The sequence below is a fragment of the Burkholderia sp. Z1 genome (genome assembly GCF_014893795.1).
GTDB classification, from domain to species: domain Bacteria; phylum Pseudomonadota; class Gammaproteobacteria; order Burkholderiales; family Burkholderiaceae; genus Burkholderia; species Burkholderia theae.
On sequence record NZ_JACFYL010000003.1, the window covers coordinates 899,562 to 915,842 of the forward strand.

14 protein-coding genes are annotated in these 16,281 nt (G+C 66.5%); 6 read left to right on the forward strand and 8 right to left on the reverse strand.

All coding sequences use genetic code 11. From position 1 onward, the window contains the following. Nucleotides 1-49 precede the first annotated feature (49 nt). Together H3H55_RS36115 and H3H55_RS36120 are read right to left on the reverse strand one after the other, a co-directional pair. Nucleotides 50-895, reverse strand: coding sequence for a hypothetical protein (locus H3H55_RS36115; protein ID WP_193102907.1), 846 nt, complete (start codon nt 893-895; stop codon nt 50-52). Continuing rightward, complete coding sequence (locus tag H3H55_RS36120) at nt 892-1,143, reverse strand: YkvA family protein (RefSeq protein ID WP_193102908.1); 252 nt, start codon at nt 1,141-1,143, stop codon at nt 892-894. The genes H3H55_RS36115 and H3H55_RS36120 overlap by 4 nt, the downstream gene beginning before the upstream one ends. Nucleotides 1,144-1,597: 454 nt before the next feature. On the opposite strand from H3H55_RS36120, the gene H3H55_RS36125 reads away from it, so the two are divergent. Together H3H55_RS36125 and H3H55_RS36130 are read left to right on the forward strand one after the other, a co-directional pair. Next, entirely contained in the window at nt 1,598-2,521 is a 924-nt protein-coding gene (locus H3H55_RS36125; RefSeq protein WP_193102909.1) for a recombination-associated protein RdgC, read from the forward strand. 443 nt (nt 2,522-2,964) lie between these two features. Further along, on the forward strand, nt 2,965-3,192 hold the full coding sequence (locus H3H55_RS36130) for a hypothetical protein (protein ID WP_193102910.1): 228 nt from the start codon (nt 2,965-2,967) through the stop codon (nt 3,190-3,192). A gap of 166 nt (nt 3,193-3,358) precedes the next feature. On the opposite strand, the gene H3H55_RS36135 is transcribed toward H3H55_RS36130, so the two are convergent. Continuing rightward, on the reverse strand, nt 3,359-4,783 hold the full coding sequence (locus H3H55_RS36135) for a PLP-dependent aminotransferase family protein (protein WP_048249993.1): 1,425 nt from the start codon (nt 4,781-4,783) through the stop codon (nt 3,359-3,361). A 401-nt stretch (nt 4,784-5,184) separates the two neighbouring features. Between H3H55_RS36135 and H3H55_RS37620 the strand changes: the two genes are divergently transcribed. Continuing rightward, nucleotides 5,185-5,310, forward strand: a complete 126-nt coding sequence (locus tag H3H55_RS37620) for a hypothetical protein (protein ID WP_264299695.1) — start codon at nt 5,185-5,187, stop codon at nt 5,308-5,310. Continuing rightward, nucleotides 5,303-7,477 carry a DUF4132 domain-containing protein gene (locus H3H55_RS36140; protein ID WP_193102911.1) on the forward strand — a complete coding sequence of 725 codons (2,175 nt, stop codon included), beginning with the start codon at nt 5,303-5,305 and terminating at the stop codon, nt 7,475-7,477. The genes H3H55_RS37620 and H3H55_RS36140 overlap by 8 nt, the downstream gene beginning before the upstream one ends. Nucleotides 7,478-7,486: 9 nt before the next feature. Here H3H55_RS36140 and H3H55_RS36145 read toward each other — a convergent pair whose 3' ends face one another. After that, nucleotides 7,487-8,899: a PLP-dependent aminotransferase family protein gene (locus tag H3H55_RS36145; RefSeq protein ID WP_048249991.1), complete on the reverse strand. Its 1,413-nt coding sequence runs from the start codon at nt 8,897-8,899 to the stop codon at nt 7,487-7,489. Between the two features lie 231 nt (nt 8,900-9,130). Here H3H55_RS36145 and H3H55_RS36150 point away from each other — a divergent pair, with 231 nt between their 5' ends. Both H3H55_RS36150 and H3H55_RS36155 read left to right on the forward strand, forming a co-directional pair. After that, entirely contained in the window at nt 9,131-10,360 is a 1,230-nt protein-coding gene (locus H3H55_RS36150) for an NAD(P)/FAD-dependent oxidoreductase (RefSeq protein WP_193102912.1), read from the forward strand. 38 nt (nt 10,361-10,398) lie between these two features. Continuing rightward, the gene (locus tag H3H55_RS36155; RefSeq protein WP_193102913.1) at nt 10,399-11,550 is read left to right on the forward strand and encodes a branched-chain amino acid ABC transporter substrate-binding protein; all 1,152 of its coding nucleotides are present in this window, start codon (nt 10,399-10,401) and stop codon (nt 11,548-11,550) included. 25 nt (nt 11,551-11,575) lie between these two features. Here H3H55_RS36155 and H3H55_RS36160 read toward each other — a convergent pair whose 3' ends face one another. The 4 genes from H3H55_RS36160 to H3H55_RS36175 form a co-directional block, all read right to left on the reverse strand. Beyond that, complete coding sequence (locus H3H55_RS36160) at nt 11,576-12,496, reverse strand: hypothetical protein (protein ID WP_193102914.1); 921 nt, start codon at nt 12,494-12,496, stop codon at nt 11,576-11,578. Nucleotides 12,497-12,597: 101 nt separating this feature from the next. Next, nucleotides 12,598-12,921: a TfoX/Sxy family protein gene (locus H3H55_RS36165; protein ID WP_193102915.1), complete on the reverse strand. Its 324-nt coding sequence runs from the start codon at nt 12,919-12,921 to the stop codon at nt 12,598-12,600. Between the two features lie 238 nt (nt 12,922-13,159). Beyond that, complete coding sequence (locus H3H55_RS36170) at nt 13,160-14,881, reverse strand: site-specific integrase (protein ID WP_193102916.1); 1,722 nt, start codon at nt 14,879-14,881, stop codon at nt 13,160-13,162. Between the two features lie 123 nt (nt 14,882-15,004). Beyond that, the gene (locus H3H55_RS36175; protein ID WP_193102917.1) at nt 15,005-16,270 is read right to left on the reverse strand and encodes an MFS transporter; all 1,266 of its coding nucleotides are present in this window, start codon (nt 16,268-16,270) and stop codon (nt 15,005-15,007) included. Nucleotides 16,271-16,281 lie beyond the last annotated feature (11 nt).

The following is a 16,281-nucleotide window of genomic DNA, read 5'->3' on the forward strand; positions in this document are numbered from 1 at the left end:
GCTTTCCCAAGCGCTCGTCTATCGTGTATGAAGCCGGACTACGCTGCCGCTACGGCCGCGATTCGGTTCTGCGCCCGTTAAGCCATTCGTTGATGGCGGCAAGCGCCGTCGATTCGACTCCCAGGTACCCGTGCGGAGCCTGCCCACCACATTCGGCGTGCTTGTTACCTCCGCCCATGGTGCTCGATACAGCAACGAAATCAAAATTGTTGTCGGCTGCCATACGCTTGGCGGCCCAGAATGGCGACGCGGCACAAACGTCATGTTCATTCGATAGCACCAATACACGCGCCTTGTTTCGCGGCCAGGCGACATCAGACAATCCCGGCTTGCCGTGAACTGCTATCGACACCGGCGAAGTGAGCACGAAAGCATCCGCGAGGTCGGGATTGCGCAACAGCACGTTACCCACCGTAATCGTTCCACGGCTCGTACCAACCAGTGCAACTTTGGCGGCCGGGTAACGTTTTTTCAGTTCCGTCACGACGGCGACAACGTCCTGACTTGCCGCCCCGCTCAGCCGGAATTCGTCATCCATCCCTTTCGCTTGGTCCGATGGCGCGTCGAAAACGACCGCGGCATCACCTACGGTCGCCCAGTAAGGTGCGGTTCGCACCAGGAAATTTCCCTGTTCGTTGGTCGGTCCATTTTCCGAAAGAGCAACGACGCCATCGCTTCCCGCGAAGAGCACGATGACCCATGCTGGTGGGGTCGATGGGGAATTGATGTAGATGTTTTGGGTTTCATTGCGGCTCTTCACGGAAACCAGTTCGCCCGCGCATATCGCGTGACTGCCAACCGCGAAGACGGTCGCAAGCAGCAGCCGACTCCACATCCGCGCTGTGGTGGAACCTTGCAATCGCGCGATGCGATTGACCGACGGACGGGAGCTCATCTGCGGCGTAGATGTTGCAGCTGGGTCGGGAGACAGCGGATCATCAAATGCAACGCCAACGGAACCAGCACGCCGTCGTCCACAATCCCGACGAATGGGACCGCGAAATTGAAAGGATCGATCGCGTACAACGCGACCAAAGCGACCGCGGGAATCAACCATCCCGGGCGGTCGGGATGACGCAGTGCGTATCCAAGAACACGCAGATCGCCCCTGACAACTTTCCAAAGCAATGCGATTCTTCTCATGCCGGTGGTTCCTTCTAACCGATCAAAATGACCTCACGAATTCCATCCGTACAAACGCGCGGCGCCCGTTTCCGCGACTCAAATCCTACTCCCGGATAGAGCGGACCGACGGTCAATAAATGTCAGAAGCCGGCTTACATTCCTTGCTCAGTGATTGTTGGCGATCCGGACGACGATGCCGGACGTCTCAAGGTGGCCGAACCCGCGGCACACGAATCAATCGTTAACCCGTCGCATTCGGCGTCGACTTCTTCCAGCGAACGTCTACGCGTCGGCTGTTGTATTCCTCCGTACCGGGTCAGGTGCCGGGTTGACGGCAAAAAGTGCCGATGGAACGGCTTGTCTCGAGTAAGTTGCGGACGTTCAGGTGTCGCCAGCTGCGACGAGACGAACGGCACTTCATGGCCACGAAGCGTCACGGTCATATAGAATGGTGCGCTTTGCCCGTACCCCTATGTGGTTCAAGAATCTTCAGCTTCATCGTCTTCCGGCCCCTTGGGCCGTTACCCCCGATCAGATGGAAAAATGGCTGGCGCCCCACGCGTTTCAGCCGGGCAGCAGCGTCGAGATGCAGCGCCACGGATGGGCGTCGCCGCGTGACGACGGCGCGCTGGTGTATTCGATCAACCGGCAGATGCTGCTGGTGTTTCGTGCCGAAAAGAAGCTGCTCCCGGCGTCGGTCGTCAATCAGGTGACCAAGGCCCGGGCGCTTGAAGTCGAGGAGCAACAGGGCTTCAAGGTCGGGCGAAAACAGCTGCGCGAACTCAAGGAGCAGGTGACCGACGAACTGCTCCCGCGCGCGTTCACCATTCGCCGCGATACCCGCGTGTGGATCGATACGGTGAACGGCTGGCTCGTCATCGATGCAGCTGCACAGGCGCTTGCCGACGACGTTCGCGGCCTGCTCGTCAAATCGATCGATCAGTTGCCGCTCGCCGGCGTTCATGTGGCGCTTTCGCCGGTCGCCGCGATGACGGATTGGCTGCTGTCCGGCGAGGCGCCGGGCGGATTCACCGTCGACCAGGACGCCGAGTTGCGCTCGACCGGCGAAGGCGGCGCCACGGTGCGATACGTCGGCCACGCGCTGGAAGCGAACGACATGCGCCGGCACATCGAGGCCGGCAAACAATGCATGCGCCTCGCGATGACCTGGGATGACCGAATCTCCTTCGTGCTGACACCGTCGCTGACGATCAAGCGTGTCACGCCGCTCGACGTGATCAAGGAAGCGACGGATCCCACCGCGCAAAACGACGATGAACGCTTCGATTCGGATGTCACGCTGATGACGGGTGAATTGGCGCGGATGTTGACCAGTCTTGTCGATATCCTGGGTGGCGATCAGCACGACTCGATTCAGAAGGCGGCAGCAGCCTGAACGCCATCGGTTGTCGAGGATCGGCGCCCCGCGACGGCAGGGCTTCGTGTTGACGCGACGTTTCGAGGAGGACCGTCGGCACGCTGGCGGCGGGTCGCGGCTGGGTGCTCGCGATCCAAACGGTCAGTTAGATTTCCCGAAAGCGGTCGTTCGGTGGAGCACAGCAACACGGACAATTTCACCATGTTCACCCCAGAGTTTTCGGCACGCGATCGAACTGAACACATTTTGGTTGTCAATCATTTCATCGAGACCGAGGAAGCACTCCGGCTCAGTCTCGCGTTCGTTCGCGCTCGTGTCCATTACGGACGTCAACACATCCCATTGTCCTCAGCGAGGTTTGTGGTGTACTACGACGTCCGTGGGCAAAAGGTTGTGGACGACATTGAAGTGCGCCTGACCAACGCTCTTAAGGACGTCGCCGAGGTTAGGGTGAAGCGATCATGAGTCTTCAACTCGTAGTGCAATGTGGCAGTGTCGCCGATGTGGAGGCCATGCTTGCACCCTCCTGTGGCGACGCTGCTGAGGTATTCGCAATCGATACGAACAACGTCGGGATTTCCATTCCAACGGTGTTGCTCGACTCTGTCGAGGAAGAGACAATCCGAGCCGCGTTAAGACATGCACGCGTCTACGACCTCTATGCCGGCGTTTGGAACGACGCCGCTTGACCGGTCTTCCGTACAGTTCGATCTGGATTGCCCCGTCGAATGACCAAAACTGGCCGAACGCCAACAAATCGCATCGCGCTCCCCATCCCATCCCCGCAACAAACCAAAAACAAAGCCGGCACAAGGCCGGCTTCATCATTCCCCCGCAAGCGACAACATACCCCCGTCACTTCATGCACGCCGCAGCCAGCTTCCCGACCGCGATCACCGCTTGCTCGATCTCCGGCGACCACGGGCTGCTGTAATTCAACCGAATGAAATTCCGGTAGCTGTCCGTGATCGAGAACATGTAGCCGGGGCCGATCGTGATCCCCTGCTCCAGCGCGAGCTGATACAACCGCATCGCATCGACCTGCGCGGGCAGCTCGACCCACAGCACGTACCCGCCCGCCGGGCTCGAAATGCGCGTGCCCTCCGGAAAGAACCGCGACACCATCGCACGCATCAGGTTCGCCTGCTGTGCATACGCCTTGCGCAAGCGCCGCAGGTGATGCTCGTAGCCGTCCCTTTCGAGAAACTCCGCGATCGCGAGCTGCGGCAGCGACGGCGTCGCGAGCGTGTTCAGGAATTTCAGCTTCTCGACCTGATCGCGATAACGGCCCGGCAACGCCCAGCCAATCCGGTACGCGGCCGTCAGGCTCTTCGAGAACGACGCGCAATGCAGCACGATCCCGCTGCGGTCGTAGGACTTCAGCGAACTCGGATGCGTATCGCCGAAATACAGTTCGTTATACACACCGTTCTCGATCAGCGGCATGCCGGCCTTCGTTGCGAACTCCACCAGTTCACGCTTGCGCTCGTCGGGCATCTGAAAGCCGAGCGGGTTCTGGAAGTTCGGCATCACCATGCACGCGGCGATCGGCTGCGACTTCGCGATCGCGGCCAGCGCGGCAATGTCGATTCCGTATTCCGGATGCGTCGCGACCTCGATCGCCTTCATTCCCATCCGCTCGATCGCGTGCAGCATCGCGTAGAACGTCGGCGACTCCACCGCGATCGTATCGCCCGGCTTCGCGACCGCCTGCAAACACAGGTTGATCGCCTCCGTCGCGCCGACCGTCACGATGATCTCGTTCGGGTCCACCGACATCCCGTTTTCCAGGTAGCGGCGCGCGATCTGCCGGATCAGTCGCGGATGGCCGGGCGGCAGCCCGTCCGTCACGCCCCACAGCGCCTTGTCGCGGCCGGCCGCGTACGCGTAGCGGTTCAGCTTCTCGAACGGGAACAGGCTCGGGTCCGGATACGGCGAGCCGAGCGGCACCGCGTCGTCCGTGCCGATCGAGCGCAGCGTCGACAGCACGAGCCGGCTCACGTCCACCGACGACGAGATCGCGATCGGCTTCGACGGCCGCAGCTCGCGCACCGGCGCGTGGCTGTCGTCGCGGCGCAGGTTTACGAAATAGCCCGACTGCGGCCGGCTTTCCAGCAGCCCGCGGCTTTCGAGCAGCAGATACGCATGCAGCACGGTCGTGATGCTGATCCGGTGTTGCTGGCTCGCCTGCCGCACCGACGGAATCCGGTCGCCGTGCCGGTACACGCCCTGGCGGATCAGGCGCTCGATGTCGTCCGCGAGTTTTTCATAGAGTTTCATCGTGCGCCTCCCGCCGGCATGCGCAGCCGCGCCGCCATGCCGTGTGCGTCCGGGTCGCACGTGTTCCGCCCGCCGACCGGGCCGTCGTGATTCCTGATCTTTCCCTCCGGTTTTGCCTTTTCCATCGCACTGGCTCTCTCTTGAAGATGCGCCGCCAGGGGTCCCGAACAACGGGATCTGCGGCACTGTGCACTTGATGGATGAATCTTAAAAGCAGAACAGTTGGCGAGGAGTACACACATCGGTCATGCGAACAAGAGTACAGTTCGGCGCGGATCGCGCATGGCGGGAGAACTGTACGTCTTATGAAATGGCCGGGCGGCCGACAGCCTTTCTCCAGACTGTTCTGATCGGGATGCAATACTGTGCGATCGCACGGTTTTCATTGCCGGAGTCAGACCATGCAGCACACGATCGAACAGGCATTCGCCCGCGGCGGCGCAATCCACGCCGCCCGAAAAGTACAGAAATGGAGCCAGAACGAAACGGCCGGGCGCGGCGCGAACCAGGAGACCCCGCATGACTGACCGCGCGCTCGTCGCCCTGCTCGTCGCGCGGCTGACCGGCACCGCCGACCATCCGCGCTTCACCGGCGCGCCGATCGACCTGTCGGCGCTCGACGCGCACGCGCTCGGCGCGGTCTGGCCGGCGCTGCGCCGCACCGAGCGCGAGATCGTGCCGCCGGATTGCGCATACAACGATCCGCGCGCCGAATTCGCGCGCTGGCTGCGCGGGCAGATCGATGCGCTCGGTCTCGTACCGCTCGTCGACGCCGATGCGGCGCTCGAACTGTTCCGCGACATCCCGCCCGGCGCGTGGCAGCGTGCGCTGGAGGAACTGCCCTGTCTCGACGCGCCGCCGTCGCCCGCGCTGCAGGCCGAACTCGCCCGCATCGCGGGCGAACCGGAGGAAGGCGGCCTGCGCGCCGCATCCGCATACGGCGCCTATGCGCTCGACTGGTTCGCCGGCCGCCGCGACTTCTCGGCTCGACGCGACACGTATGCGCAAGCGCTGGCCGATTCGCCGTTTCGCGTGCGCGAACTCGACGTGCTGCCCGAGCTCGGGCCGGCCGCGCTGCTCGCGCTGGCCGCGACGCACGACGGTTATTTCGCGCCGAAGCGGCTGTGGATCGACTTCAGCGATCCGGCCGTCACGCTCGCGGAAGACGCCGCATACGTCGAATTCGCGCGCGATGCGCTGACCGAAGCCGCGCGGCAGGTCGCGGCACTGCATGCGGGGACCGTTCCGTATCAGGCCGATCGCGCGTTCACGACCGACGACGCGCAGGTCGTCGCACGCGCCGCGCGCGTGGCCGCGTACCGCGACGAAGCGTGGTTGCGCCCGCTGATCGGGCCGCTGCTGACGGGCGTATGCGTCGCGCCGACGGCCGCGAAGACAGCGCCGTCGCAGTCGCTCGCGATCGCGCTCGGCCACGCGGTCGAGACAATTCCCACCCCCGAGAGCGTGCGCGCGCTGCGCGATGCGCTGGCCGCCGTGCGTCATGCCGGCGTGCAGAAGAAGCTCGCGCGCAACCTGAAACCGGCCGAACGCGCGCTCGGCGAGCGGCCGCATACCGCGCTGCGCATGACGCTCGACGCAAAACCCGACAAGAAGCAGCTCGCGATGCTCGCCGCGTGCATGGAAGCGGGCTTCTGGCAGCCGATGACGCTCGGTCATGCCGAATGGCGCAAGCGGCTCGTCGATGCGCCGGCCGGCGCCGCGTTCTCCGCGCGCATGATCTGGCACGCACGCGCCGGCGATGGATCGACGCAGTCGTTCATGCCGGACATCGCGAAAGGCAAGGTCGTGCTGCGCGACGCGGCCGGACACGCGTGCGACATCGCCGACGACAGCGACATCCGCCTGTGGCACCCGTTGCTGGCCGACGCGAACGAGCGGCTCGCGTGGCAGCGCGCGATCGTCGGCCGCGCACTTCGGCAGCCGGTCAGGCAGGCATTCCGCGAGTACTACGTGCCGGCCGAAAGCGACGCCTCGGCCAGCGATTCCGCGATGTTCGAAGGTCATGTGCTGTCGAGCCGGCCGCTGCTCGGCGTCGCGCGCCGCGAAGGCTGGTCGATCCGCGCGTACGACGACGGGCTCGTCCGCGAGTTCGGCGACGTGCGCGCGACCTTCCTCGTCGATGCGCGGCTCTATCCCGGCTCGGAAAGCCACGGCACGTCGCGCCGGCTGCATGTCGAACGCCGGCACGGACGACGCTGGGTGCCGCTGCCGATCGGCGAGATCGATCGTGTCGTGTTCTCGGAAATGGCGCGCGCGGTCGACCTGCTCGTCAGCGTGGCCGCGTTCGCACTCGACGACGACGCGACGCGCGCGGCAGCCTCCGCACAAACGGTCGACCCGGTGCGCCAGCGCGACATCGAAGCGGAACGCTGGCAGCGGCTGAACCGGTTGTCCGACCTGCCGCTGGGCGTGATGGCGCGGCATCGCAAGCACGTGCTGTCGCTCGTGTTCGCGGAACCGATTGCGCAAGGCAGGATGACGATCGACGAACGTCATGTACGCGTCGGCGCGTGGTCGGTGCATTGCGCGACCGGCCGCGTGACGCGCGACGGCGAACCCGTCGATGCCGCGATCGAGCCGCCGCCGTCGCCGCTGCGTGCGGTGCCGTGGCTGCCTTACGACGAAGCGCTGCTGCAGCGGATCGTCGACGTCGTCGCGGGTTTGCTCGACTGAGCGACGGCGTCAGATCGAGCCGAACAGCGCGCGCGGCCGGTCCTTCAGCGTGCCGGACAGAATCCGCAGCCCATTGACGAGTTCGTCGCGCGTGGCCGGGCACGCGAGGTTGATGCGTACGCCGTGCTCGATTTCCGCGCGATCGACCGCGAACGTTGACGACGGCATCACGATCACGCCGCGCGCCTTCGCGTTCGCCGCGAAGTCGTCGGCCCGCCACGGCGGCGGCAGCCGCAGCCACACGAACATGCACGCAGGGTCGGACTTCAGCTGCCCGGCCGGCAGCAGTTCCCGCGCGAGATCGACGCGTGCGCGAATCTCCGCGAGTTGCGCGGCCATGATCCGCTCGGCGGTGCCGTCCTCGATCCAGACCGTCGCGATCAGCATCGACGTGGGCGCCGGCATCCATGCGGTCGTGCGCACCGCTTCCGCGCACAGCGCAACGCTGTCGCGCGGGCAGCTCAGGTAGCCGAGGCGCAGCCCGGGCGCCAGAATCTTCGACGTCGCGCCGATATGGAACGTCAGCTCGGGGCACAGCCCCGCGATCGCCGGCAGCCGGTCGCGCACGAGCGGCCCGTACACATCGTCCTCGATGATCGTCACGTGATGGCGCCGCGCGACGTCGACGAGCGCCATCCGGCGCGCGAGGCTCATCGTCGTCACGGTCGGGTTCTGCAGGTTCGGCACGACGAAGATGGCCTTGACCGGCATGCGCTGGCAGATCCGCTCGATCTCGTCGGGCAGCAGGCCATCGTCGTCGGCCGGCGCGCTGACGATCTCGAACTGGAATACCGGCGCGAGCGCCTTGAGCCCGTAGTACGTGAGGCGGTCGGCAACGATCACGCCGTCGGTGCCGATCAGGCTGTTCAGCACCGCGTACAGCCCGTGCTGCGCGCCGCTCGTGACGACCACCTGGTCGCGCGACGGCGCGAAGCCGGGCGCGGCCAGCCACTGCGCGCCGGCCGCGCGTGCCCACTCGGGCCCCTGCGGCGGCTGGTATTCCTGCAAGGCGGCGAAACGCGGGTCGTTCGGCAGCGTGCCGAAGGTCTGCGCGAGGCTCGCCAGAAACTCGCCGGTCGCCGGGCGGTTCACGGTCAGGTCGATCACGCCGTTGCCCGCCGCGAGCGACGCACGCGCCGGCTCGATGCTCGGCATCGCGCCGCCGGTGACGAGCGAGCCGCGGCGCTTGCTGCCGATCACGAGTCCGCGCAGTTGCAGTTCCTTGTACGCGCGGGACACGGTCGACACGTTGATGCCGAGCTCGGTCGCGAGCTGGCGCTGCGGCGGCAGGCGGCTGCCCGGCGGATACATGCCGTTGCGGATTTCCGCCTCGATCGAGCTCGATACCTCGACATAAGTCGGCCGCTTCGCCTGTGCCGGCGCACCGCCGTCGCGCTCGCCGGAAAGTTTGTCTGATGCCATTTGTCGCCTGTGACCACACAAAAAGCGTTTGTCTGCCATTTTGACCTGCCCAGCGATTGTATATGACATCCCCTCCCCGTCAAACGTCAGCAGAAAAGTCTGCTGAATCAGCCAGTTGGAATCGGGTAAACACTAGCGCCACACAATCTCATTTTGATTGCACACAAAAAATTACTGTGTGATTCTTTATCTCAACTTTGTGTGAACCATGTGTGCCGGAGGGGATGCGTCATGGCGAACGTCGCCATCGTGGGTGCAGGCTTCATCGGGCTCGGCGCGGCGGCTTGGCTGCAGCGCGACGGGCATCGCGTGACGCTGTTCGATCCGGACGGCGTCGGCCACGGCGCGTCGTTCGGCAACGCCGCGACGTTCGCGCCGTACGGCTGCGTGCCCGTGAACGGCCCGTCCGTGTTCCGCGACCTCCCGCACTTCCTGTTCGCCGCCGACAGCCCGCTGCGTATCCGCTGGCCGTATCTGCTGCGCGGCGCGCCGTGGCTCGCGCGCTTCCTGCTCGCATCGACACCCGAGCGCCACCAGCGCAGCGCGAGCGCGCTGGCCGCGCTGCTGTCGCGCGCCGCCGACGGTTATGCGCCGCTGCTCTCGACCACGCGGCTCGCGGCGTTCGTGCGGCCGCGCGAGTGTCTGTACCTGTATGCGCGGCAGGCGTCGTTCGATGCCGCGCAGCCGTCGCTCGCGCTGCGGCGCCGGCTCGGCGTGCCGTTCGAGCTGCTCGACGCGAGCGCGATCCGCCGGCTCGAGCCCGCGCTCGCGCCGATCTTCGCGCGCGGCGTGCTGTTCGTCGGAAGCTGGCATTTCTCCGATCCGCACGGCTTTCTCGGCGAACTGTTCGCGCATCTGGCAGCCGGCGGCGCGACGCTCGAACGCGAGCGCGTCGAGCGGATCGAGCCTGCCGGCGACGGCGTGAACGTGCATGCGGGCGGTGTGGTGCGTGCCTTCGATCAGGTCGTCATTGCCGCCGGCGCGCGCTCGCGTGCATTCGCGGCCGCGTGCGGCGATGCGGTGCCGCTCGATACCGAACGCGGTTATCACGTGCAGTTCGCCGCGCACGAACAAATCGTCACGCGGCCGGTCGGCTGGGCCGAGCGCGGCTTCTACATGACGCCGCTCGACGAAGGGCTGCGCGCGGCCGGCACCGTCGAACTCGGCGGCTTCGACGCGCCGATGAACCCGTCGCTCGTCGCACTGCTCACGCGTTCGGCACGCGAGGCGCTGCCGTCGCTCGGCGCGCCGACGCGCAGCTGGCTCGGTTTCCGCCCGACGCTGCCGGACGGCGTGCCCGTCATCGGCCGCGCCCGCGACAGTGCACGCGTGATCCACGCGTTCGGGCATCAGCACCTCGGCGTGACGCTCGCCGGTATCACCGGGCGGATCGTCGCCGACCTCGTCGCCCAGCGCGCGCAGCCGCTGGACCTCACGCCTTACCGGGCCGCGCGATTCTGACGCGCGCCGCGATTTCAACCACTGCAAGGAGAGGCAACATGAATCGTCGTAACTGGCTGGTATGGCTGGCCGTCTGCTCGATCGGCACGGTCGCCGCATCCGCGCGGGCCGCGGACCAGGACACCATCAAGATCGGCTTCGCCGGTCCGCTGACGGGGCCCGTCGCGCGTGTCGGCAAGGATCTGCAATACGGTGCGCAGCTCGCGCTCGACGAGGAGAACGCGAAGCATCCGACCGTCGGCGGCAAGCCCGTACGCTTCGTGCTCGACGTGCAGGACGACCAGGCCGATCCGCGCATCGCGATCCAGGTCGCGCAGAAACTCGTCGACGACGGCGTGGTCGGCGTGATCGGCCACTACAACTCGGGCTGCAGCATCCCCGCGTCGGCCGTCTACCGGCAGGCGAACGTCGCGATGATCACGCCCGGCTCGACCAATCCGCAACTGACGATGCAGGGCTTCAAGAACGTGTTCCGCACGATGGGACACGACGGCGTCGGCGGCGTAGTGGCCGGCCGCTTCGCGGTCGAGCAGCTGAAGGCGAAGCGGATCGGCATCATCGACGATCGCACCGCGTTCGGCCAGGGCCTTGCCGACGCGTTCGAGAAAGGCGTGAAGGACGCGCACGGCAGCGTCGTCGACCGCGAATACACGAACGACAAGGCCGTCGATTTCCGCGCCATCCTGACGACGATGAAGAGCAGCAACGTCGACCTGCTGTTCTTCGGCGGGCTCGACGAACAGGGTGCGATGCTCGTCAAGCAGATGCGCTCGCTCGGCATCCGCGCGCAGCTGTTCGGCGCCGGCGCGCTGAAAAGTAACGCATTCCTGAAGATCGCCGGCAACTCGGGCGAAGGCACGCAGGATCTCGAACCGGGCCCGGCGCTCGACAAGCTGCCGTCGGCCATCGCGTTCGCGCAGCGCTACAAGGCACGCTTCAACCAGGACGTCGAGCTGTATGCGCCGTTCGCGTACGACGCGGCGCTCGCGATGATCGCGGCGGTCCGCAAGGCCGATTCGGTCGATCGCGGCAAGATCGTCGCGAGCCTGCCCGGCGTGTCGGTCACGGGCGTGACCGGGAAGATCTCGTTCGACGAGCGCGGCGACCTGATCAAGCCGCCCTACACGCTGTTCCGCGTGGAACAGGGGCAGTGGCACAGCATCCGCACGGTCGGCGGCGCGTCGAACTGAGCGGCAACCCGGCAGCAGGCGCCGCCTACCGCGCCGCCTGCTGCCGCTGAACCTCCTGCGCTTTCATCTGCAGATATGCGCTCCGCTCCACTTCGTGCAGTTGCAGCGGATACTGCTCCGTTGCGTCGAACCAGCGCGCGAGGCGCTGGTCGAGCGGCTTGTCGAGCGTCGCGAGATACGTGTCGATCGCGAGGTAGTAGCGCATCGTGTTGCGCTCCAGCAGCCCGCGCACGCCGCCTATATATTGCGGCTTCGCGACCGATGCATCACCGGCGGGCGTGAAGCCGACCTTCTCGCTGCCGACCGTCGCGAGGTAGGTCTTCATCGCCATCCGGCCGACCGTGCCGAAGCCGTACGAATACGTGAGATGCAGGAACGTGCGCGATGCGCCGACCGGCACGGCCTCCAGCGCGATCCGGTAATCCTTCGTGCCCATCGGGCCGCTGTCGGCGGTCAGGTCGACCTGGAAGTAGTCGGCCGTTGCGGCCGCCACGCGATAGCGGAACTGCAGGCGATAGGTATCCGACAGCTTCTGCTGGATCTTGCGACCGACGTTCACGTCAAGCACCGGGCCGTTGCCGCCGCTCGATGCATGACAGTACTTCGTGTTCAGGTGCAGGATCAGCACCGCGCACCAATTCGCGGGGCCTTGCGCGGGATCGTTGAGCTGGCTGTTCACGACCGCGAACGGATAGTCGACCACCGCGTAGATGTCGCCCTTCAGCGACGACGACGACTCCGACGATTCGAGGTAGAGCGGCCGGCGGAACGCGTTGTCCTTCAGTTGCGCGCCGAGGCTGTGGTAACGGTCCAGCAGCGCCGCCGCGCCGTTGCCGCCCTCCGCGCCGAACGACAGCACGCTCCAGCCGACACACACGGCCGCGACGAGCGCGTGCCAGACGCGACGGGCACGCCACGTGACGCGCGGATGTCCGGATGTCTTCATTCTTGTGCTCCCGCCGGGGGCGCGATGGTCGCGCGCACGATTCACAGAATACGCCTGCGCCCGGCACGACGTTACGCGTGGTTACGCGGGGTTCATGGCCGCTAACGGCTCCGCTTCACCGGCACCGGCAACTGCGCGGCCGTGATCCGGATCAGCGCCGACAGCCATTCGCGGTCGTCCCAGCGATCGCCGGCGATCACGAGGTGCGGCTTCGCGCTCGGATACGGCAGGCCTTCGTCGCAGGTGCCGAGAAACGCGCGGCCTTCGGGCGTCGGCTTGACGAACAGCCGGTCGTCGCAGACGAGCGCGACCATCTTGCCGTCGCAATAGATGCCGTATTCGCCGAACATCTTGCGGGCCGATACCGTACCGGCCGCCGTCATCTGCTCGACGATGAAATCGACCGTACCCTGGCTCGATGCCATCCGTTGCTCCTGGTGAAAAAACGTATGACCGCCGTGTGTGCCGGACCGTTCCGTTGTATCGGCGGCTACGTTGCCGCACGTCGTCGATGCGTCGACCGAAAACGCATTCAGGTACGGGCGTCCTTTCCGGCCAACAATCTCCTGACACACCTGACAGTTACATCGCGGCCCGATGAATCGCCCGATGGCGCTTCACAAAATATGACGCGGACGTGACGCGTCCGCACCTTCCGCTTACTTACTTGTCTGCCGCAAACGCACCCGCCATCTGCCGCGCGCGTTTCACATCGTCGCCATGCAGATAAATCGACGTGGTCGAGATCGACGCATGCCGCAGGTTGTCGCGCACCGTCGTCAACTCGGCCCCACGCGCGAGCGCGTGCGTCGCATGCGTATGACGCATCCAGTGCGGGCTCGCCTGCCGCAGCTTCTGTGCGAGCGCCGGGTTGTCGGCATCGACGGCGTCGGCCGTCTGCGCAAAAAAGCGCTGCATCACCTTCCACAGCCGCACGCTCGTGATCGCGGCCGCGCCGTCTTCCGCGAGGCTCGGAATCAGCGGCGTATCGGGCCGCCAGCGCGCCGGCGTGACCGGCAACCGGCGCGAGACCAGGTGACGATCGAGGGCTGTACGCGCCAGCGGCGGCAGCGCGACGCGCGCGGCCTTGCGTCCCTTGCCGATCACCTTCAGCCACGCATCGCCGTGTGCGTCCGTCTCGATGTCGCCGAGCGTCGCGCCGACCAGTTCGCTCGCGCGCAGCCCCGTCGCATAACCGAGATCGAGGATGAAGCGCAGCCGCTGCGCGGCGGCCGTCGTCCAGCCGGGCGACGCCTCCTTGCGGAACTCGAGCCCGTCGGCGATCGTGCGGACGAGCAACCACTCGCCTTCGGTGAACGCATGCGACGTGTCGAGTGCGTTCGCGCCGCGCGTGTCGCGCACCTTGACGCCCGCGAACGGATTCGCGAGCAGGTAGCGCTGCTCGATCAGCCAGCGGAACAGCGCGCCGAGCACCGACAGCGTGTAGGCCGCCGAACGCGCGGACAGCGCGCCCGAGAACGGCCGCCAGTCGGGCGCACTGCGCGGCCGCACCGGCCCGACCCAGCGCTCGTGCGGCGTCGGGCGCCGCAGGAACGCGCGATACGCGACCGCATCCTCGGTCGTCAGCGACGACAGCGCGCGGCCGCGTTCGACGATCGCCCACAGGATCAGCCGCTCGGCTTCCTTGCGGTAAGCACGCCGCGTCGCGGCCGATTCGTGCAGCGACAGCCATGCGTGCACGGCCGCGTAATCGTTGTCCGCGTCGAGCGTGCTGGTCGCGCGCGGCGCGCGGAACGTGCCGGCCGAGCCGTCGACCTCGTGCGGCAGCTTCAACTGCTCCCACGGCACGATGCTGCTGCGCGGCGTCGCGGCGATCAGCGCGCGCGCCCGTTCGGTCAGGTCCGGATGCGCGGCGAAGAACGCCTCGATATGGCGCGCGCTGGCCACGCCGAGACCCGCGATCGCGCTCCACCACTGGCGTCGGCGCGGAATTCGCACCGTGAGATCGGCGAGCGTCGCGATCCCGTGCGCACGCAGCGCGGCGACTGCGCGCGCGGGCAGCCACAGGCCGACGTCGTCGCTGATCTGCGGCGCCGGCGCGCGCGCATGGCGCAACAGGCCGATCGCTTCGTTAGCCGCTTTCGCCTCCCGTAAACGCTCACCGTCGGGATGTCCGAGCTGCTCCGCAAGATCGGGCCGACCGGCCTGCCGTGCGACGCGCACGAGGCGGCGGCGGATGCCGCCGATCACGCCGCGCGCCGACCGCCCCTCGCCGAGACGATCGGGCAGGTAACGCTCGACGGCCTGGCGCACGGTCATGCCCGCGTACCACGCGCGCAGCGCGGCCAGTTCGTCGGCGTCGGGAAAACCTGCGGGCGCAGGCGCGGAATCGGGAGAAGGCGGTGAAGCGAGGCGCGGTTTCATGGGCGCCAGTTTGACAGAAGCGCGTGCGGCCGGATACGTCGTGCGAGGGCTTCCCCGCGCCACGATGCGCTTACGCGACGCCGAGCTGTCCCGGCATCGCGCAAGCGCATCGAACCGCCATCGTCAGCCCGTGACGGGCGTGCGCCGCACTTCCGACAGATAGATGAGGATCAGCGACACCCACACAATCCCGTACAGGAACATGAAGCAGGTCGTGCGCACGCGCAGCAGGTCGAGCAGCACGCCGAACAGGATCGGCAGCAGGAAGCCGCCGAGCCCGCCCGCGAGTCCGACGATGCCCGTGACGACGCCCATGTTGTCCGCGAAATCGTCGGCGACGTACTTGAAGGTCGATGCCATCCCGAGCGCGAACACCGCGCCGAGCACGAAGGTCAGCGCGACGAAGCCGGCCACCGGCATCGACACGTTCAGCGTCGCGGTGCCGTCGATCGTGTGGATCACGAAGTCGGTCGCCGGATACGACAGCAGGAACAGCGCGATCCACGCGACCCACAGCCCCCACCACGTGACCGCATGCGCGCCGAAGCGGTCGGACAGCGCGCCGCCGAGCGCGCGCAGCACGGAGCCCGGCAGCGAGAAGCCGGCCGCGAACGCGGACGCCATCACGAGCGACATCCCGTATTCGCTCTTCAGGTACTGCGGAATCCACAGCGACAGCGCGGTGAAGCCGCCGAACGTGATCGAGTAGTACTGGCAGAGCCGCCACACGCGCGGGTCGCGCAATACCTTGAACGAATCGAGCAGCGAACCGCCGCGCTTGCCCGCGCCCGGATCGGGCGCCGACGCGAACCAGAAGATCAGCGCCGTGACGAGCAGCGCGACCGCATACACGCGCGGTACGAAGCGCCAGCCGTACGCATCGAGCAGCAGCGGCGTGACGAACAGGTTGACGGCCGCGCCGACCGTGCCCGCGCCGAACACGCCCATCGCGAGCCCGCGCCGCTGCGGCGGAAAAAAGCGCGCGACATACGGCGTGCCGACCGCGAACGACGCGCCGACGCAACCGAGGAACAGCCCGATCAGCAGGAACTGCCAGAGCTGCGTCGCGTAGCTGACGATATAGACGGGTACCGCGCACACGACGAGCAGCACCGTCATCACGATGCGGCCGCCGAACCGGTCGGTCCATGTGCCGAGCGGCAAGCGCATCAACGCGCCGGTCAGCACGGGTGTCGACGTGAGCAGCCCGAACTCCGTGCTGTTCAGCCCGAGATCGGTGCGCAGCTGCACGCCGAGCACGCCGAACATCATCCACACGACGAAACACACCATGAACGCGAGCGTGCTCGCGGCGAGTACCGACCACGCGCGCAGCGGGATGGCCGGCACGTTCGCGACCGGCCCCGCATTACCTTGTTGAGTTGCCATACGCAAATCCT